16 protein-coding genes and 1 pseudogene are annotated in these 20,765 nt (G+C 42.4%); 10 read left to right on the top strand and 7 right to left on the bottom strand.

All coding sequences use genetic code 11. The features are described from left to right. Positions 1-115: 115 nt before the first annotated feature. Positions 116-994 carry an AraC family transcriptional regulator gene (locus AB4209_RS02720; protein ID WP_065676855.1) on the bottom strand — a complete coding sequence of 293 codons (879 nt, stop codon included), beginning with the start codon at positions 992-994 and terminating at the stop codon, positions 116-118. Positions 995-1,163: 169 nt separating this feature from the next. Here AB4209_RS02720 and AB4209_RS02715 point away from each other — a divergent pair, with 169 nt between their 5' ends. The 6 genes from AB4209_RS02715 to AB4209_RS02690 all read left to right on the top strand — a co-directional run bounded on the left by AB4209_RS02715 (position 1,164) and on the right by AB4209_RS02690 (position 7,440). Beyond that, complete coding sequence (locus AB4209_RS02715; protein WP_372054765.1) at positions 1,164-2,069, top strand: carbohydrate kinase family protein; 906 nt, start codon at positions 1,164-1,166, stop codon at positions 2,067-2,069. Positions 2,070-2,081: 12 nt separating this feature from the next. Then, a complete protein-coding gene (locus AB4209_RS02710) occupies positions 2,082-3,596 on the top strand; it encodes an L-fucose/L-arabinose isomerase family protein (RefSeq protein ID WP_372054763.1) in 1,515 nt (504 codons plus the stop codon). 27 nt (positions 3,597-3,623) lie between these two features. Further along, positions 3,624-4,463: a class II fructose-bisphosphate aldolase gene (locus AB4209_RS02705; protein ID WP_372054761.1), complete on the top strand. Its 840-nt coding sequence runs from the start codon at positions 3,624-3,626 to the stop codon at positions 4,461-4,463. 146 nt (positions 4,464-4,609) lie between these two features. Further along, positions 4,610-5,722 (top strand): zinc-binding dehydrogenase, encoded by a 1,113-nt coding sequence (locus AB4209_RS02700; RefSeq protein WP_372054759.1) that lies wholly within the window; start codon positions 4,610-4,612, stop codon positions 5,720-5,722. 268 nt (positions 5,723-5,990) lie between these two features. After that, positions 5,991-6,809 (top strand): sodium:solute symporter family transporter, encoded by an 819-nt coding sequence (locus AB4209_RS02695; RefSeq protein WP_372054757.1) that lies wholly within the window; start codon positions 5,991-5,993, stop codon positions 6,807-6,809. Between the two features lie 232 nt (positions 6,810-7,041). Continuing rightward, complete coding sequence (locus AB4209_RS02690) at positions 7,042-7,440, top strand: hypothetical protein (protein ID WP_372054755.1); 399 nt, start codon at positions 7,042-7,044, stop codon at positions 7,438-7,440. 96 nt (positions 7,441-7,536) lie between these two features. On the opposite strand, the gene AB4209_RS02685 is transcribed toward AB4209_RS02690, so the two are convergent. From AB4209_RS02685 to AB4209_RS02675, 3 genes are all read right to left on the bottom strand, one after another. Then, complete coding sequence (locus AB4209_RS02685) at positions 7,537-10,641, bottom strand: FG-GAP-like repeat-containing protein (RefSeq protein ID WP_372054753.1); 3,105 nt, start codon at positions 10,639-10,641, stop codon at positions 7,537-7,539. A gap of 482 nt (positions 10,642-11,123) precedes the next feature. Further along, positions 11,124-11,612, bottom strand: coding sequence for a hypothetical protein (locus AB4209_RS02680; RefSeq protein ID WP_372054751.1), 489 nt, complete (start codon positions 11,610-11,612; stop codon positions 11,124-11,126). Between the two features lie 64 nt (positions 11,613-11,676). Beyond that, a complete protein-coding gene (locus AB4209_RS02675; protein WP_372054749.1) occupies positions 11,677-13,938 on the bottom strand; it encodes a beta-galactosidase in 2,262 nt (753 codons plus the stop codon). 372 nt (positions 13,939-14,310) lie between these two features. On the opposite strand from AB4209_RS02675, the gene AB4209_RS02670 reads away from it, so the two are divergent. After that, on the top strand, positions 14,311-14,844 hold the full coding sequence (locus tag AB4209_RS02670; protein WP_372054747.1) for a hypothetical protein: 534 nt from the start codon (positions 14,311-14,313) through the stop codon (positions 14,842-14,844). Beyond that, positions 14,789-15,604 carry a hypothetical protein gene (locus AB4209_RS02665; protein WP_372054746.1) on the top strand — a complete coding sequence of 272 codons (816 nt, stop codon included), beginning with the start codon at positions 14,789-14,791 and terminating at the stop codon, positions 15,602-15,604. The genes AB4209_RS02670 and AB4209_RS02665 overlap by 56 nt, the downstream gene beginning before the upstream one ends. A 211-nt stretch (positions 15,605-15,815) precedes the next feature. On the opposite strand, the gene AB4209_RS02660 is transcribed toward AB4209_RS02665, so the two are convergent. Continuing rightward, on the bottom strand, positions 15,816-16,736 hold the full coding sequence (locus AB4209_RS02660) for an IS5 family transposase (protein WP_372054744.1): 921 nt from the start codon (positions 16,734-16,736) through the stop codon (positions 15,816-15,818). Between the two features lie 90 nt (positions 16,737-16,826). Here AB4209_RS02660 and AB4209_RS02655 point away from each other — a divergent pair, with 90 nt between their 5' ends. Together AB4209_RS02655 and AB4209_RS22550 are read left to right on the top strand one after the other, a co-directional pair. Continuing rightward, the gene (locus AB4209_RS02655; protein ID WP_372054742.1) at positions 16,827-16,997 is read left to right on the top strand and encodes a hypothetical protein; all 171 of its coding nucleotides are present in this window, start codon (positions 16,827-16,829) and stop codon (positions 16,995-16,997) included. A gap of 164 nt (positions 16,998-17,161) precedes the next feature. Then, a pseudogene (locus AB4209_RS22550) lies at positions 17,162-17,737 on the top strand (transposase). Positions 17,738-18,216: 479 nt separating this feature from the next. Here the strand turns inward: AB4209_RS22550 and galK are convergent. Continuing rightward, entirely contained in the window at positions 18,217-19,377 is a 1,161-nt protein-coding gene (gene galK / locus AB4209_RS02645; RefSeq protein ID WP_372054739.1) for a galactokinase, read from the bottom strand. Between the two features lie 974 nt (positions 19,378-20,351). Beyond that, positions 20,352-20,753, bottom strand: coding sequence for a hypothetical protein (locus tag AB4209_RS02640; RefSeq protein ID WP_372054737.1), 402 nt, complete (start codon positions 20,751-20,753; stop codon positions 20,352-20,354). Positions 20,754-20,765 lie beyond the last annotated feature (12 nt).

Below are 20,765 nucleotides of genomic sequence, written 5' to 3'. Positions count from 1 at the left end.
TGATTTGATCAACAACGCCACATCAAACCCAACGGACGAAGAGCTTAGTGATACCACAGGCCGAAACAAAATGTTAGTCGATTGGATCCGCGTCTTTAAGCCCGTCAAAAAATAGTCACGACGTCCTATCTGCAGATGTCTCATCAGTCACTTGCAGGTAGGACGCACGAAATGCAATCGGCGTCACCCCTCCTTGTAATATTTTAAACTGCCGATGAAAAAACGACATATTTTGGTAACCACATTGATCGGCAATTTGTTCTACGGTCAGTCGAGTCGATATCAGTAGAGTGCACGCCTGACTTATTCGGTATTCGTTGACAAACTGAGTAAACGTCTTTCCAAAGGTTCGCGCAAAGAATTTGCTAAAAGACACCGGCGTCATATTGGTTAATGTTGCCATATTTTCCGCCGATATTTTTCGCACATAATGCTCGCTGACGTAATCCAAAATAGCAATAATTCTTTTATCCGCAACCATAGAGGGTGTGACCATTGACCCCTGCCCTAATGGCATGACGTTGGTTTGCATACTCAAGTCATGCAATAAATCAATAAACCCTAACATTCGTTTAAATGGACTTTTCAGTTGTAACTCAATGATACGACTGCCAAGGGCATTAGAATGATGAAAAGATAACCCAGCTTTACACCCTTCAAACATGGTTTTGATACTCGTAAATTCTGGTTTTTCGAGCCAATTATCACCCAGAAAACGATTATCCCATTGGACAAATATCGACTTCACACCACTTTGTGTCCCGACATTACTTTTCCAACAATGCGGAACGTTTGGTGCAATCAAGGCTAGTTCGTTGGCAACGAAATGACGAACAGTGTTACCAGTATAAGCCGAACCCGTTCCCTCAATAATATAATTAAGTTCCCATTGCGGATGGTAATGCCAAGGAAAGGTAAAGCTGGTTTTTTCATAACGATTAAAAAACAGAGACTGCTGTTCCGTGTTCGGTACATGTTCAAGTATTGGTCTCATTGTATCCCTCAAAAAACATGATCAAGTTCTTATTTTCCAACATTTCGACCACCAAAATATCACTAAAGGAAAAATAGTACACAATTAATCTAATTGAGTATTTAACTTATCTCATAAATTGCTCGTAATCTGATATCAACAACACACATTCTTATGATGGAGCAATCAAATGACATTTGATGTTTTGGTTTCAGGTCTCAATGTTATTGATCTGCTTGTGACACTACCTGAGGAGTACAACTACGGTAGCAAACACAAAGTGGACAATATTATTATTCAAGGAGGAGCACCTGCTGGCAATGGGGCGTGTGGTATGGCAACTCTCGGGCTAAATACCGCATTTCTCGGCTACCTAGGTAACAACGCACAAAGCAGTATTGCACGTGATGAACTGAATCGATGGAATGTTGATACCAGTTTAATGCTCTGCGAACCCAATATGATCCCCGCGACAGCGTTGGTGCAAGTCGATGCCACATCGGGTGAAAGGACAGTGTTCTATACCACCCAAGGGTATCGAGCTCTTGTAGCGGCCGATATTCAGCCTACATGGCTTGATAACACAAAACTGTTGTATGTCGATGGCTATGACGTCGAAGGTAATATCGCATTGCTCGAGCTCGCCAAAGAGAAAGGTATTCCTTCTATCATTGATATGGAAGTCGGTAACCTCAACCAACTTGAAACCATGCTCAAACTAGGTAGCCACGTAATTTTACCGCTTGAAGCCGCACAGTTTATCTCCAATGAAGAAGACCCTGAAACCTGCCTCGACACTCTCAGTCAGCTAAGTGACGCGCAGCTCGTCATTACTGACGGGGCTAATGGTAGCTGGGCGCGACAACAAGGAAAAAGCATCCACCAGCCATGTTTTGAGGTCGCCGTCGTGGATACCACTGGTTGTGGAGACGCTTATCATGCGGCTTATGCTTACAGCCTAATTCAAGGTGACACCTTGACCGAAAGAATGATTTTTGCGTCGGCGTTTGCCGCTATCGTCGCAACCTACTTTGGTGGTCGAACGTATTTCCCATCGCCTTCAGAAGTTAAATCCTTTATCCAAAATTATCAATAACAGGTGAACCTAATGACGACTAAATTTCCGCTTCGTGCTGGACTACTTGAACAAGAAATGAAATCTCTTATCGCACCTAAAGCCAACTACAGCAATGTACCTGTAGGATTCATTGGCATTGGTTTCGAGCTGCATTTTGATTGGACGAAAGCCAAACAGTCTTATAAACAAGCGGTGTCTGATGTCGCGGGAGTCTTTTCCCAGTACAACTCCATGCTTGCCGAAGACGAGCCTATTCAAACCAAAGAACAGATGCTAGCGCTGTTAGAAAGTTACTACGCGCAAGGTATGAAAGCGCTTATCGTCTACCAAGCTTCATACATACAAGGTGATTTAGCGCTAGCATTAGCACTTTGGTTAGCCGACCACAATGTACCCATATTAAGCTGGTCGCATACAGAGACAACAGGTGGAAGCCTGACGGCAAACCGCTTGTGTGGACAAAATTTCTTGTTGAATAATCTTTCATCCATGGAAGTTCAATATTCTTGGATATTTGAAGAGCCTGGTGCAGAAAGCCTGAACGAGTCATTAGGTCGCTTCATTCGTACTACATCAGCAAAAGCACGTTTAAAACACGCAAAATTGCTGATGGTAGGGGGAATGCGTGTTCCCGGATTCTATGATTGTGAGCTCAACGAAATGTCAATTGCCAAACATTTTGGTTTGGCAGTAGAACGCATTGATATGCATACCATTTGGCTGCATGGCGAAGCTAAATACCATGATGACATATTGAACCCATTAGTCGATAAGCTGGTCAATTCGCCAAAAGTACATAAGTGCGATGTAAAGCGCGATGAATTGAGGAAGTCAGTTCGACTGGCTCTGGCTATAGCCGACTACGCAAACAAAGAAGGTTACATCGGTGTGGCCTTGAAAAATTGGCCTGAACTGTTTGATAACTACGGCATATCAGGTGATGGTGCAGGCTCATTGGTGCAAGACCTTGGGATCCCTGTTGCCGATGAATCGGACATGGGAGCTTTACTTACCATGACCATATTTAATGAAATCACGGTAGGTGAAGCCTTACCTACACTCATGGATTTTTCATTCGTCAATCATAGTGAAAATAAGATTGGTATGTGGCATTGCGGCGGTACGTTAACCAAGTTGATGCGTGACGGATGTCAGCTGGAAATACGAAATCACAGCATACTGGACAATTACGATCCTGAGACTTCCTACGGCATGTTGTTCGAGTTTTTACAAGAAACAGGCCCCGTTACCATCGCGAAGTATCAGTATCCTCATGCGTCAACAATCTTCTCATTTGAAGGCAATCTCGTTGAATCGCCAATGCGCTATAGAGGTTGCTACGGCGAAGTCGTGCCAACAGAGCTTAACTCTAAATCTGTCGCCAGTTCCATAATGAATCACGGTATGGATCATCACTGGGTTGTGGCGCGAGGTCACCTTCTTGAAGACCTACGTGAATTTAACTATTGGTCTGGTATCAATGAATTGCCAGCGACAGCCGCCCAAACGACGGGTCGTGGTCTACCAAAGAAACTTGATTTTTAACGTTACACAACACTCTGGAATTGAATTATGTCTACAAACTTAACTACGCTACTCAACCAGTATCGTGCAGAACAACGGTGTCTTGCTGGCTTTAATATCAACGATATTTATGATATTCATGCTGTTGCATTAGCGGCGAATGAGTTAGACCTACCATTTATGGCAATGACGTATCCACCTGTTGCAGAGCTAAATGGTACGTACTTATGTCGTAAAATGGTGGATGGTTTTGAACGAATTGCCAATCAAAAAATATACCTACATCTCGATCACAGTACCTCCGTTGATCTATGTAAACAAGCGATCGACGACGGTTATGATTCTGTCATGATTGACGGTTCTCATAGTGACCTGAAAACCAACATCAAAATGACACGAGAGGTCGTCGATTACGCTCGTAGTGCCGGCGTCTCGGTAGAAGCTGAAATCGGCAAAATTATGGGACGAGATGTCATCATCAAAAGTGAAGATGATTACCTTGCATCAGTAGCAGACGTCGTAGCCTTATGTGAAGAGGCTGGACCAGATATCGTTGCCATTGGCATTGGTACCGCTCATGGTTTTACACCAACAACGCCAAAAATTCATTTTGACCGCTTACAACAGATTGCCAATGCTGTCTCTAATCCATTGGTACTGCATGGTGGGACCGGAATTGCCGATGAAGATATTCAAAGAGCCATTACCATGGGGATTGCCAAAATTAACATTGGCACCATTGTCCATACTACCTACATGCGAGAAGCCCACGCAATAATTACCAAAGATGTCGCTTCTGCTTATCCACCATTCATCATGAAAGAGGTTATCCCTCAAGTTCAAGCTATCGTATTAGACCGCTTAAAGGCGGTGAACTCCATTCTATAAACACGGTTATTCCGTTCGATAACACCGCCCTTAGTTCATCGCTGTAACTAAGGGCCCCAATGTCTAAATTCAACCCACTTGACACGAATTCGGTACTCAAGCAGGCAACCGTATTTGTTTAAAATTTCACGAGGAAAATAAACATTATGTATATTCCAGAAAAAGCTAAAGTTGCTGTCCTTAAGGACATCAAAACAATTCAATTTATTGAACACCCTCTGCCAAGCATCATGGCCGATGAAATCCTTGTCCGTATCGAAGGGTGTGGCGTATGTGGTACTGATGTCCACGAATACCGCAATGACCCATTTGGCATTATGCCGATAGTCCTTGGTCATGAAGGTACCGGTGAAATAGTTAAATTAGGCCGTAATATTGTATCAGATACTGCAGATAACCCAGTCGGCATTGGCAGCAAAATTATTACCAGCATCATTCCGTGCGGCGAGTGTGAGCCTTGTGTAAGTACTCCAGGCAGAACCAACCTTTGTGAAAACATGGGTTGCTACGGTCTGATGGGCGACCAGCCTGAGAACCGTTTTAATGGTTGGTTTGGTGAATACCTCGTCCTAAAGCCCGGGTCGACTTTCTTTAACGTATCAGATTTTAGCTTGAAAGAACGCATTCTTATTGAGCCGGTCGCAGTTGCAGTCCACGCGGTAGAGCGCGCAAAAACCACAAATTTAATCAACTTCGCTTCTACGATTCTTATTCAAGGGGCGGGCCCTATTGGGCTATCTGTTATTGCGGTTCTCAGAACGCTTGGAGTGCAAAAGATCATTGCAATCGATGGCCAAGAATCTCGCTTGCGATTAGCAAAGGAGCTAGGGGCAACAGAGACGATTAACTTTATGGACTTTGATGATACAGCGGACATCGTTGAACAAGTCAAATCACTGACCAACGGCCAAGGTGCAAACTTTGCGTTCCAGTGCACTGGGGTGCCTGCTGCAGCCTCTACTGCCCTTAAACTAGTAGCACGTGGTGGTGGTCTATGTGAGGTTGGCTTCTTTGTTGATAATGGTGAAGCAACCATGAATCCTCATTTGGATATCTGTAACAAAGAAATCACCTTGGTGGGTTCGTGGGCATACAGCCCGGAAGATTACCCAAATGCGATAGAGTGTATGACTGGCATTAAACGTATTGGTCTTCCCATTGAAAAACTCGTCACCCACGAATTTCCATTAGATGAGCTCGGTGAGGCAATCGAAACCAATATTCGCATGGAAGGCATTAAAGTGGTCACGATTAATTAAATGAGTCTCCTCCCTACACAACCAGCTTTATGACACAAAAACTGGCGAACTGCCCCAAAAATTCAAAGAGAGCTTAATATGATAGTTCCAATTACCTTTGTCCTACTGACCTCCATGGTTGCCATTGGCTCATGGTTAAAAGTTAAAAAAAACACAGAGAACGAAAATGCAAACTCGTACTTCTTAGCAGGAAGAGGCTTGAGCGGTATAATTATCGCATCTTCACTCATCCTTACTAATCTTTCGACCGAACAGCTCGTCGGATTAAATGCTCAAAGCTATGACCCCTATGGCGTGGGAGGTATGTGCTGCCTTAACCTTAGTTTTGGTTGCCCTTTATTTGTTACCTCGTTACCTAAGTGGTGGGTTTAGCACCATCCCAGATTTTATCGAAGACAGGTATGGAAAAAGCACAATGTATGTGTGTACTTTTTTATTTTTGTTTGGTTATATTTTTAATCTTCTTCCTCCCATTTTATACACAGGTTCTGTTGCACTAAGTGGGATATTCAATGTACCTGAGGCACTTGATATCTCCTACTGGGGCAGTTTATGGGTAATGGTTTTAGCATTAGGTTTTATCGGGGTCTCTTACGCCGTATTCGGTGGTCTGAAAGCCATTACTTATGCTGATACATTTAATGGCGTCGGCCTGCTTATTGGTGGTGTCATTCTCATCCCTTTGTTCGGCTTAACCGCACTTGGACACGGAAGCGCTGTTGACGGTTTCCAAGTATTGATGACTGAACATCCAGAGAAGTTAAATGCAATTGGTGGCGCTGATGACCCCGTGCCGATCTCAACCTTTTTCACCGGTATGATTATCCTTAACCTGTTCTACTGGGGAACCAACCAGTCAATCATTCAACGTGCGTTAGGCGCTAAAAATTTAGCCGAAGGGCAAAAAGGCGTACTTTGGGCTGGATTAGTTAAGCTTGCAGGTCCATTTTATCTCCTATTACCGGGTGTTATTGCATTCGCATTATTTGGTGATTCACTACCGTCTGGAGAAGCCGCTTACCCAGCGTTGGTTCGCGAAGTACTACCTGCGCCGATGCTTGGATTTTTTGCAGCGGTATTATTTTGAGCCGTACTGAGTTCCTTCAATAACGTACTTCATAGTACATCTACTCTGTTTACGTTGAATGTCTATAAGCCACTTATTAATTCAGAGGCGAGTGATACTAAATTAGTCAAGGTTGGGCGTACATTTAGTGGTGTCATCGGCTTCGGCTCCATCTTTGTAGCACCATTTATTTATTATGCTCCACAGGTTTTTTCAATATTTTCAGACAATTAATAGCTTTTACATGGCGCCAATGTGTACCATCATTGTCGTCGGATTTATCACTCGCCGAGTGCCAGCAATTGCAGCTAATATTGGTATCGCCTTCTTTATGGTTAGTTATGCTCTTTCAATGTTTGTGTTTAAATTTGATATTCACTTCTTACATTTGACAGGCATTTTATTTGTTGTCACTGCCATTTTAATGCTAATTATTGGTTCGATTTATCCGAGTGCTTCTGACTATCAACCTAAAGTCGCGAATGTTGTAGAATTAGAGCACTGGAAGATGGCAAAACCAATGGCAGCCGTTATCTGCATTGGTGTGGTGATGTTGTATATCATATTTTCCCTTTGGGCATTGCCAAATAACACGTTAGTCACGTTAGTCACGTTAGGCGTAAGCAACACGCAAGATAAGCAAAAGCAATAAATAAAGCCCGACCTTGATTTCAAGGTCGGGCTTTATGATCACACTCAGCTTTTTCTACACGAATATGTGATTACACCCCTTTCAACCCTATGGATCTTATTCAATCACAAAGTTAAGCGGATAAATTTCATGACTGTGCATGGTGCCATCACTCGCGGTAAATGTCGCTCGAAGCGAGTAGAAGTGCCCTTCCGGTAAATCGCTAGTTGGAACGACGCCTTCAAGAGGAATGGTAAAACTGGCATGCCCAGATTCGGTATCAATCGCTTCAGCTTCCACTAACACGATATCGCGTTGTGGTAACCATTTACGTTGAAAATGACGCAACCAAATTCGTAAGCCGCCTTCATCTGCTGAGATAACTTTATTCTCAGTGCCCGCATGATAATCCACCTTAACCTTCATATTGTCTTTAATCACAATAGGCTGCTGCGCATACGCATCACTGCCAATAATGCTCACAAAGCCTTCTATGTTTGGCTCGACGGTCAACACGGTTGCACTTTCAATCGTGGCATTCACCTTAGATTGTACAATAATGGTCACCTCACCCGCGCTTAAAGCATTAACCACGCCATCAGAACTTACCGTCGCAATAGCATCATCACTGCTTGACCAACTCAATGTCTCATCATCAGGTTGAGCTGGAGCAACCGCGACATCAAGCGTCATCGTTTCACCTTCGATTAACGTTGTTTTCTCTGATGAGATCACCAGAGATTGAATTGGATTCGGGTACCAATCCACTAATTCGAATGTACGCGAAGTATTGAGATCCGTCACCTGACTTGAGGCAGAAATCGTTGCAGATTGACCCGTATGTCCAACCGCAGAAACTACACCATCTTGAGTAACAACTAGGACATCATTATTGTCGCTTGACCATACCACTGAAGCATCAGAGTTTATCGGGGACGGAATGGTTCGAAGCGAAAGTTCTGTGTTTTCTCGAATGTGTTCAAACGGCGATTCAATCGAAAGCGACTCAGGATCCAATTGGTCGGTATAATACTGTTTATTGACCGGTTTGTTATTAAACTCTACAGATTCGCCGTTTCTCCAGGTCACCACAATGGATTCGATTTCTTTGGCATCACCGACACCAAAATGAACAATATTCAATAAACTTTGAGAGAAAATTTCACCCGCAGACCCAACTCGTTTGCGCCACTTTCCATCTGCTGTTTTTACTGTGACCGTCGCCGCAATAGGGTCAATATTGTCTTTCGGTGAATAGCCAACTCTAACCAAAGCATAGTTGCCGATACCTTCTGTTTGGTTACTGTAGAGATACCACTCGCCAAATTCACTACCACTCAAAATATCGGTCCGACCATTCATATCAAAATCAAACGCTTGCCCCATGTCTCCATAACCAGGACCGCCGACATCTGACGCTCCATGCATAGTGACCGCTTCAAATCGACCATTATTATTAAGCAACATTAGATCAGAAATACGATGGTTAACATTGCCCCAGCGATACACGAGAAGATCTTGCTTACCATTGTTATTAAAATCCCCCGTCGTCACTCCTTGCGCATTACCACCACGAGGGATCTGCCACTCTTCCGACACATCAACGAATTTATCGCCATCATTTCGAATCAAGAAATCTCTAAGATTTCGATTTTCTGGCGTAAAATCTAAGTCGTAAGAAGTAACCCCTGTCAGATTAAATTTGTATGCCCAAAAAATATCCCCTTTGCGAACTAATGCGGCTTTCCACTGCCCGTTTCCTATATGTCCAAAATAGACACCACTCTTATTGATGTCATCAGGCCAACCCTGTGCATCTTCAGCAGAGAATTCAAACTCTCCACCTGAAGGAACTGCCGTCGCCAGTTTGTCTTTACCCAAAAATATCGGGTAATCTTTGTGACGAAACCCGTTTTGTCCAAGGAAATAGTAGTTATCCAGTTTCAAGGTGCCATTCGCCGTAAACTGCCACTGATCTTTACCAAAATAAGGGCGTGGCTTAATGGAAAACTGTTTCGTTTCAGGATCAAAATCAACCGACGGTGCTTCTCCTCGACCGTGTTCAAACTCATTGCCACGTGCAAAATACAAATCGGTTCTGCCGTTGTTATCAATGTCTAAATCAACCACGGCGGAAATTTGTTTGGCATCGCGAAGTGCTTTAGGAAACTGAGAAGTGATGTTAGTAAATGTAAAGTCGCCATTTCCTAACCACACAGACATCGCATCACGGTGACCATAGAGAATGATGTCATCAATCCCGTCGTTATTTAAATCGGTAATCAATGCCCGTTCTGGGGTTGCATTTTCAATGCCTTCAACTGAACGAAGTTCAAACTTCCCGTCCCCAACATTTTCATAAAAATGATGTTGTGGCGTTTCTTTGTACAGTCCTCTTTCATTAATCATGACAAAATCGAGCTTGCCATCTTTATTGAAGTCTCCCCATTTAGACCCTCGACCTCGAGCGCCTCTTTCAATACCAACATCACCGGTGTAAAGCACAAATTCACCGTTATTATTGTGGTAAAAATTGTTCCTCGATGGATTTCTACCGTTACCGCCGCCTTGCGCTAATATTAGATCTAAATCACCGTCATTATCGTAGTCTGCAAATGACGTACCGTGTAAGTCATGCATATACCAACGAGAAAGATCTTTATGATGTTTTGTTACGGTACCATCACCATTGTTCCAATACAGTTTACTGCTTTCTTCATTATGATTATTAACAACAAAGTCGTAAAAGCCATTATTGTTTATATCAACAACTGACGGCCCGCCATATTTAAGTGAACTGACCTTATCAAGCCCTGCTTTTACTGAAATATCCTCATAATAAGGCACGATGAGATCATCCACAGTCTCTAAACTTAAGCGATGAATAACTAATGATGAGGTGAGTGATTTTACTTTTAATGTTACCTGTCCTAAATTTGAAAATTTCACCAATGCCGATATGGTTTGTTTTCCTCTTGATGGTACATTCATATTATCGACAAGCAATTGTTCACCCGCATAAACACTCACTGTCGCATACTCACCCTGATTATCGAGTTCTAAAATCAGTCGTTTAACAGCACTGTCTATGGTTTTGTTAAACTCTACAGGAGACTCAGGTTTAACAATAACCGGCGCATCACTTGCTGATGACGTAACGGGGAACATGCAAAAAAAACCTATTAAAGATAAGGTTAACACACTTTTTCTGTATCCTTTCATCGCTCTTCCTAAATATTAATACACACTGTAATTAAATTTAATCGACCCTATGTAAAAATAAGGGTCATGCGTTTACATTAACGTGTGACGCTATAATGAAGTATGAATCCACATTGAAGCAGTAGCGGTATTGACGTATGAAGCTGCATTGACGTATAAATCGATATTGACATAAAAGAGTACATCTCCCCTATAGCATTGTAGTGAACATAAAAAAAAGTACAGTCACTCACTAAAAACCGATAAGTAATTTAAAATATAAACCTGACAACGAATAACATGACTTTAATCAAGAAATCACTAATTTCAGAGCTTCTTCACTAAACAGATATAATAAAAACACACCCTATCGATTAATAGCAATAAAGCACATCACAGGGGATAATAATACATATAGGAACACGATAAAAAATACGGTAACAAAAGCATCACTGTGACCTAGTGTATTACATAAAATGAAACACCACCCTATGAGTCATTGATTAAGCATACGTTTCGCTTAATAGCTTATCTAATTTTGAACGTTGCTCAGTCGTACCATTTATTGTCGCCAACCCTTCAGACTTTACCCACTGCCAAGAAAAACGCCCTTGCGCTAATCCCCATAATATATCCATTTCTGTTATCAACATTGGTACTTGACGCTCTGGGTTGTATTCGAGCAATTTAGATTTACTCGTCACATCAATGGTCGACATGTGGCCGTCGATAGGTTGTCGAAAATCGAAAACGGTTGCTTCACTGGACAGTTTATTTAATGAATTCAAAAATAAGTACATCGCCATACTGTCATTATTTGGTTCTTCAATTTTTCCTTGAGTACGCCCCACTTTAATGTAATAACCAACGGTATAAGACAATTCTTCCGTCAGGTTATCTGTGGCAAGATCATGAAAGGCACAGGCAAACAACGAAGGTGACAGTATCGTATTCAGTAATAAAAAGGCGACAACTTTTCTAGGTAATGTCATGAACGCTCTCCGAGTAAAGGGCTGATAAATAAATATCAGCCCTTGAGGTTACCTAATACGCCTTTTATTTTTGATAACGGCGTTTGTACATTTGACTATGCAGTCTCTGTGCAGCTTCAACCATTGGCTCATATGGCACATCCGCGGTAGACACAAATCCTACGTTGTAGTTTTCTCCATCAAACGAGCGACCAGCGATTGGCGAATCAATATATTGAAACCAATGTGCCCCAACAAAATATGGGTTATCAATAACGGTGTGCATGTAGCTCTCATACATCTCACTGCGCTCTTGCTGGTTCGCCGCACATACCAAGCCTGGATGGTAGAAACCAACATCCTTCGAACCAACATGGTATTCGCCAATGATACTTGGCATATCAATTTCAGGTAGGAATGACCATGGTTCAGGGTGTAAGCCTTCCTTGTAATAGTTGTAGCTAATGACGTCACAATGCTTGGCTGCTGCGCGAACAACATCTGGCGTCATTCCCCAATCAGCAAATCTCACACCTAGATACAAATGATTTGGCAATTGTGCTTTTAACTCTTCATTAACCACGCGGAAGTACTCAGAGGCGAACACTTCAAGCAACATTCCATAGTCTTCTAGTTGTGCTTCATTGTGCTCAAGTGATTTAACACCTGAAGCCAATGCGTCCCAAGAACCAATCTCAGTCCCCCAACGTGCATTCAACGCATCAATGGTGGCATACTTTTCTTTCAAGGTATCAACGAATACAGCTTTGGTTGGGCAATCGGTCACATCACGGCCTAAGGTGTGAATGGCGATCCCATGGTGCCCTTCAATCGTACCCATTCGTCCCCAGCTCTTCTCATTATCAATGAAAATACCCACACACCATGGTGTATCTTTAATCTCTTGTCGAACTTGCGTTACTGTGGCTCTGGCTCGTTCTCGAAATACTGGGTCAAATGGATCAGGCAGTGCTGACCAGAAATCGTCACCACTACTTACAGTCTTGAAGTCACCAATAATCCATCCATTAGCAAAGAAAGGGATTTTTTCATTGCTATAAAACTCCGAGTTGGTCCAATTACCTAACGAAGTAAAGCCCCAGTTCAACATTCTATCGACGGTAACTTCACGCCATTTTTGCAAATAATTTTCGCCATATTTGCGCTGTAAGTTTGCCGCATAGAAACTGAACGTTTCACCACGGTCTACCGGGCCTTCAAACAGTTCCCGCATGTATGCGTAGTGTTCACCTAATGGTTCATCATAACTTGGCAACCATTGGAAAATATCACGGCGAGCTTCGTTAGCAACGTAAGCGCTCTCTTTGGCCGCAACTGGAACCGTTACTTTTTCTTTTGAATCTTCAGGCGTGACATCATCGGATTCTCGAGATTCAACTTTACTATGGTCGTAATCAACGCCAGTGATTGTGTAGGCATTAGCAAGACGAATGATATCAATGCCTGTGGCAAAGTAAGGATACCCTTCTGGGTCAACTAAGGACCATTTCCCATCGATCTTTTCCGTTCTGAAGAATCCCGTGCCTTCTAATCTCTGACCCTCTATGAATCCACCAAATTTACCTCGATCTGGCATCGCTCCTTCTTTCAGCTGTTGCAACTCCATCTCAGTACGAGCGAGTAAGTCATCATCGGATGTCACTTTTTCAGAGTATGATGCGTCTCGGTTTTGACCATACTGGTCAATAACACCGTCTAGAAAAGCTGGATTTGGTTCTGGGTTTAGCATCAAACGGAAATGATCGAAAACAATGTCATGGTCAATCAACGTACCATGGATGCTCAACTCAATTTTAGCGATGCTAGTCAAGTCAACATTCATCAACCCCCACATCCACGTTGCATAAGTAAATGGCGTATCGAACGATGCGGGATTTGATCGCAATCCTGAATCAAAGTTAGTCTTTCCTTTAAGAAACTCCCCCTTTAATTCAACTAGATAAGTATCCGTTGAGTGACCAGGAATATTTACACAGCGGCTATGCATTTGTCCTTTGTGATCAAATAAATTGATAAAAAGCTGTGTTGAACGTTGACCGACGTTGGTGGCGTCAAATGCAAAACTAAACGCAGGCAACAAGCTCCAATCCCATACTTCACCATCGCTTGGCTCAAGGACAATCGACGTATGAAAGTTCTCTTTACTATGAGTATGAATTTTGAGTGCATGGTTACCAGCCGTAATTCCATCACCACTTGATACGATCTTCGCCTCAATATTTTCAAACGAAAATTGGCTTGGAATACTTGCTTCTGCAAAATCAAATAACGAAATTGACGTATCATGTTCAGAAAACGTAACGGCTTCCTTGGCTAACACTGACATATTGATAGTTACCTCAAACTGGCAGCATCATAATAAATACGCTGCACTTAATAAATTTATCAACCAATCTAACCCAGCACAGCAAACCAATCTTTGATCGGTATCGCAAAAGTCATTTTATTTATAATTAAGCGATGAAGCTCAGTAAATACTTAAACATTGCTGCTATCAAAGCTTCATAAATAAAACATAAATTTGACGTTTATTTGGACAGGTTCAAATATTCCATTCAAGATTTATCATTTAAAATCACGCTATTCATAGTTTTACGAGCAATAATGGTTTACCTATGGATATTTTGGTTGAATTTTACTCCAATGTTACAAAACCAATATTGAACATCCAATATCATACAGGAACAAGGAGTCCCTCTTGAAACTTCAAAGATCTGCCTTATCGATTCTGATTGCTGGTACGCTCGTTGGCGGCTTTGTGTATACACCACAAGTGGAAGCACAAACAGCACTGGCCAATGAAACCACCTTAAATACCGCAGCAAAGCTTGATCTGACGTCCGATGTCATTCTGGATAAAATGCAACCAAGCCATGTCACTTTTAAAAAGCAAGGGCACAGTCTCGCCATTAAGTTTGATGCCATTAGCGAAAGCGAAGCCAACTCAAAATGGCCAGGTTTGAAAATTTTTGCACCCGATGAAAAATGGGATTGGAACACACAAGGTGGGTTCTCAATGGAGATTGAAAACCCAACCGATGCCCCGCTACACTTCGAAATTAAGCTTGCCGACACCATTGGTATTATGGGTGCGGCTGATCACCAACTCGATCTCCCTGTTGATCTTAAACCTAATGAAAAAACGCACTATCGAATTTTATTTCAGTGGCTCAGCCATGGAAATGCCTGGCTATCGTGGGGGAAAAGAGCTCAATTTACGTCAATTGTATGAAATGACACTCTACACCGTTGGACCTGCAGAAAAACAAACGTTGTTGATTCACAATGTCGATTTTCTCGAAGGAACGGGGGATTTAGTACAATCCAAAGTACGAGAAACAAAAGTGATCGATGCACCTATTGATATTGTTGCACCGGTCATTCCTTTTAATGACACCAATCTAGACATGATTGAGCGCCATACGGGTTCTGACGTTCGCATTGTAGAACACAATGGTAAGAAAACGCTCGAAGTTCATTATGGTACAGATGAAGATTATCCAACCGTCAAGATTGCTCAAGATAAACCGTGGGACTGGAGTCAGTACGAAGACATCACTTTAGGCTTCGACCTCAAATATACTGGTGAGGCGCCTATTCAACTCTATGTTCGTGTTGACGATGATGTGGATGTCAATCTCGGCGGTAAGGCAGACGGCGTTAAGCACAGTCGCACTGGGTACGTGCAGTTATCACCCAATGATGAAGGCACGTACTATTTTACCCTAAAGAACTTAGACCAAACGTTTGATGTCGGCATGAGGAGGCTGCCGCCGAGAAAGGCGTATCAGGCACAGCAAATGGGGTTTGGCTGGGGTGCAGATGAATTGGACACCAGTAACATTGTTAGTATTCAACTCTTTCAAATGAACCCTCAAAACGAAGCCACGCTGGAAATATCGGCAGTATCTTTGCTTCCAAATCTCGCGGCAGATTCCAAACAATTTGAAAACTTAATTGACCAATATAGTCAATATAAGGAAGAAAACTGAAATGAAAAAGTCACTGATGATAAGCAGCTTACCCAACGGGCAAAAGAAGACATCAACCTAATAAAAAATGCCACGTTAATGCCAGACAGATCAAAATTTGGTGGCTGGAAAGAAGGACCTAAACTTGACGCAACGGGCTATTTCCGCACAGAGAAAGGGCTTTGTTGCGTAATTAAATTTATATATAGAGCTACCCCGTTTCGCGTATTTCTTAGTCAATACGACAAGTTTCAGGCATACCTAACCCAGTAAGCTTGTTCAACGCTTTTATCATCGCGTAAGTTTCCCCCACCTGTGCATTGTAATTTCTTAAGCTCAATCGGCCTCCTAGCAACTGTTTAACTCGATACATCGCGGTTTCTGACAATGAACGTCTATGGTATCCATACCGCTCTTTCCAATACTTATTTGAGCCGTATAGCTTCTGGCAACCCACGGCGAGATTTCGAGGGTGACCACGCTCCCAGAAGGCTGCTCCTTCTCTTGGGGGAATAAGCGCAACGGCTCGCTTAATCTTAATAGCAGCGTGACACGCTCTTGTGTCGTAAGCGCCATCACCAGACACCTCAAGGATACTTCGGCGTGTTTGTTTTAGTAAATTCGGGAGTACTTCTCCATCTGTAACCGTTGATAAACTTAGCTCAGCGGCAATGATCTCATGAGTGTTGGTATCGACGGCAATATGAAGCTTTCGCCAGACTCTACGCTTGCCAACCGTCCCGTGTTTTTTGACTTTCCATTCACCTTCGCCATAAACCTTAAGGCCAGTAGTATCAATGGCTAGGTGCTGTATTGCTCCTCTCGCTTTAGTCTTAAATGAGACCTCAACTTGCTTGGCTCTACGACTGATGCAGGTGTAATGCGGACAACTTAACGGCACATGGGCTAACCTAAATATCGAGTCGATAAATCCTTGCAGCGCTCTCAATGGCATAGAAAAAACCCGTTTCACCATGAGTGCTGTCGTGATAGCTAAATCACTGAACCGACGTGGCCTCCCACGCTTATTTTGTTTGCTTTGCGCCCAGCCGCTTATTGCCTCTTCATCAATCCAAAAGGTCAGAGAACCACGGTTAATGAGTGATTGGTTATATTGCTTCCAGTTGGTTGTTTTGTAACGAGGTTTAGGCATAGAGCTACGAGAGGTAGTGGACGTAGCTGATCAGATCGTAGGCTCTGGATTTAGTTCCATTGAATTACGCAACAAAGCCTAGTCAATGCCATGAAAAAGACACTCAATATCAACCCGGAAAGTCAAAACATTGTCGAGCTACAAGTGATGGTGAAGATGCAGATGTCGGAGAAAATCGAGTGGAAAAAGAGCGCCAATCGTTACTTGAACAACTCAAGCTTGCCTTCGGTCGCCAGTTCGCTCAGCGCTCGGAGGCGTTAAAACCTTACGATGAATTACAAGGTGACCTCTCAACGAAGTGGAATGCGAAACGGCCTAGGAAGAAGAGGTTGAGGTGATGACCACCACAACAAAGAAATGAGGTAAACGCAAGCCACTTCCAAAGACATTACCTCGTGAGGATATCGAACTTGATTTAAACGACCATGAAAGGCAGTACCCTTGCTGCTAACATATTCTGTATAAAATTGATGAAGACCGAAGCGAGAAACTGGAGTTCTGACCAGTGGTACTTAAAGTGCTGGAATACGTTCGCCCTAAGTATGCATGCCGTCATCAGTGCGAAAAACAGAATACCGCAGCCGCATCGTTCAAAGGCAAGCACCAAAAAGCTGAGCGCAGATGCACACCAATTAATACGGGATGAGCTTTACGAGTGGATGATAAATCTGCAAGTGACAGGATCTAATCCATTAGGTAAAGCGATTGAGTATAAGCTTGGGCAATGGCCGAAGCTCATTCGCTATATCGATGATGGCCACTTGTCTATCGACAACAATCGCGCTGAACGCGAAAACAAACCGCTGGTCATTGGCAGAATAAATTAGTTATTCTAGAAAACAACCAATGGTTCTGACGCGAGTGTGATGCTTGACAGCATCGTCGAGACTGCGCAAGCCAGCGGTCTTATCCTTTTCGACTATATGGTCAAATGTATGAAAAAACTGGTGAAAGCTGATCCAGATATCGATGCTCTCCTACCTTGGAACTTCAAACATTAGCACTATCACCCCGCTGTTTCATGGGGCGGATACTTTTTAGTGAGCACATCATGCACATTGACTATTTCAAACAACACTTTAAAACGATCACTGACCAACGCCAAAGTACAAATGGAGTACAACTTCGCCGGTGGTTTTCTTCAACATTTGACTGAACTCGGTTAAATCCTCAGAGTTTTAATTCTTGTGGCAACTTGCTTAGTGAAAGCTTCAAGCACTTTATTGTTCATATTGCCTATACTTAGCCTTTAAGGCTTCGTTTAGGAAAATACATAGAATTTAGGGAGGTCTAGTTCAGCAACCCTGAAGGCTTATCTTCTTGGAAGCACTTTACACAGTAGCAGCCTAATTGCACCTGAAAATTAGGACGCTTGTAATTCATAACAACTCCGCGACACAACCGCTTAGCAAGCTTAGAACCATGCGTATTTACTGAATTATCGTTATTCCTAATGACATTTTCATATATACACCAGTTTTTACGGAATCTTGACTAAGCCAGCTCCATCTTTCGCTTTGCAAATGTAAATAGACTCTTTGATACCCGTTTCATTCTGATAGTTTTCTTCCACTACCGTAATTACGTGATCGACTAGCGCAGGTGGTACAAGCGCAACAACACAACCACCAAAACCACCACCAGTCATCCGTACTCCGCCTTCATCACCTATTACCGTTTTCACCATGTCCACTAACAGATCAATCTCTTTCACGGTGATTTCAAAGTCATCTCGCATAGATGCATGTGATTCTGCCATCAGCTCGCCCATGCGTTTCATGTCATGGTTACGAAGTGCTTGTGCAGCTTCCAATGTGCGACTGTTTTCAGTAATAACATGTCGTGCTCGTTTAGCAACAACGTTGTCAAGTTCGCCACTCTTTTCGTTGAGCTGTGCAAGCGTAACATCACGCAGTGCTTTTACACCAAACACATGCGCTGCCGCATCACATTGCGCTCTACGAGTATTGTATTCACTATCAACCAGTCCACGTTTTTTGTTAGAGTTGATGATCAGCACCGACATGCCTTCAGGTATCGGAACTAGTTGTGTCTCTAAAGTTCGGCAATCTAGTAACATCGCATGGTTTTCTCGTCCTTCAGCCGAAATCATCTGATCCATGATTCCACACTTGCAACCAACAAACTCGTTTTCGGCTTGTTGACCGTTTAAGGCGATATCCGCTTGGCCAATTTGTAGATTATTTAAAACCTTAAACGTTTGTCCGATAACAACCTCAAGGGCCGCAGAAGAACTTAATCCCGCTCCCTGTGGTACATTCCCACTCACGGCTATGTCAACACCAGTAAACTCATAACCGCTCGAGATCAGACATTTTACTACGCCTCTAATATAGTTAGCCCACATCTTATCTTGTTGAAAAATGATGGATTGAGTTAGGTCAAACTCATCAACAGCATTGCCGTAATCAGCTGAAACAACACGTACCAAATTGTCATCGCGCCTAGTTGCGGCCACAACTGTCTGATAGTCAACAGCGCATGGCAGGACAAAGCCCTCGTTATAGTCAGTATGCTCGCCGATGAGGTTAACACGCCCAGGGGCTTGAATAATATGACTAGGCTTATAACCTAAAACTGCTTCAAATGAAGTCATGACGTTTTGAATTAATTGCGACATAAGGTATTCCTCCTATTGTTTAGTCGAATACAAAAGGGGGGACACCCCCCCCCCTTGAAAGCTAATAATCACTGTTGCTCTTTATAGTGGAAACACGCAGGTGCAGTGCTTCTTATTCTGTGTTTAGATCTTGATGACTCTCGGCTAGATAAATTTACGCCTTGTTTCACTATGCAGCCGTGGTAGATAGAACAACGCATGGAACTATCAATGTTCAATATCGATTCCTTGTTCAAAAACGGTGCATAGTGCTAGGAATAAACATTGAAAGAGGCTGTCATAACGACTAGTTAACTTTTGAACCGCAAGTTCAATGTCATCGCGTTGTTCATAGGTTAATTCGTCGATCCAGCGAGCCAAAATCTTTGACAAATATAAATGGCCAAACGGTCCAGTACGGAGCGAGAGCAAGCCACTATCATCAAATTTTCTATTTACTCGACTCCAGGACGACCAAAGATAAATGAAGAATCTATAAGGAATAGATTCTTCATTGAGGTAATACCATTCGCTAATTAAGAAAGAAACAACATTAGCTTAGCTAAAGTAGATATGTTTATTCTCACGAGAAATGATACTGCAAACGAATAATTAACTCTGGCAGCACGTCTCGATATCATGATTTGTTTGATCTTTTTTAAAAAAATGAGCATCGTAAAGCATTATTAATACCCGTTTTACGATGAGGCTGCCATGATATCTAAATTTTCGAATCAAAAGACTTCCCAAGCTAAATTTGATTCTTTTCGCCCAACCATCTACTGCTTCGTCATAAACCCAAAAGACCAGAGAACCGCGGTTAATGAGTGATTGGCTGTATTACTTCCATTTGGTTATTTTGTACCGAGGTTTATACATAAGTCTACTAGCTTTAGTAGATGTAGCTATATATATGATTTCATTAACTGAATTGCGAAACAAAAGCGGTTTAGAGATGACGATAAGAAAAGGGACCGACATCCCCTTTTCAACTCTTAAAAAGTTTGATGGTAAGCGACATTATTCTTTAAGTTAATAATTTGCTTCAATACCACATCATCTGGTGCATCACGCTTATATTTAGTTGAATCTTTTGTATCCATAAAAAGACTAAACACTTCATAACCATGTTTTTGTGCCGCTTGATAGAAATAATCTAGATCACTATTTTTAGAAAACGAGTTGGTCACAGCAATATTTTTTTTATTATCTTTCATCAAATTAAATACAGACTCTCGACAATATCGATCAGCATAAGATTTTAAATTTTCATCGTATTTATTTTTACCATATCTTGCATAGTAATCCCAGCAAGAAACAACATTATCACTAATCGTATTGGCAAACTCAGTTTTACCTGTACCAAATGGACCACGAACAATATATAGAATTTTCATAATTACTCCTCC

Source organism: Vibrio sp. 10N.286.48.C11 (assembly GCF_041469805.1).
Classification (GTDB): Bacteria; Pseudomonadota; Gammaproteobacteria; order Enterobacterales; family Vibrionaceae; genus Vibrio; species Vibrio crassostreae_C.
The sequence above is the reverse complement of the archived record's forward strand: the minus strand, read 5'-3'. Positions and strand labels throughout refer to the sequence as shown.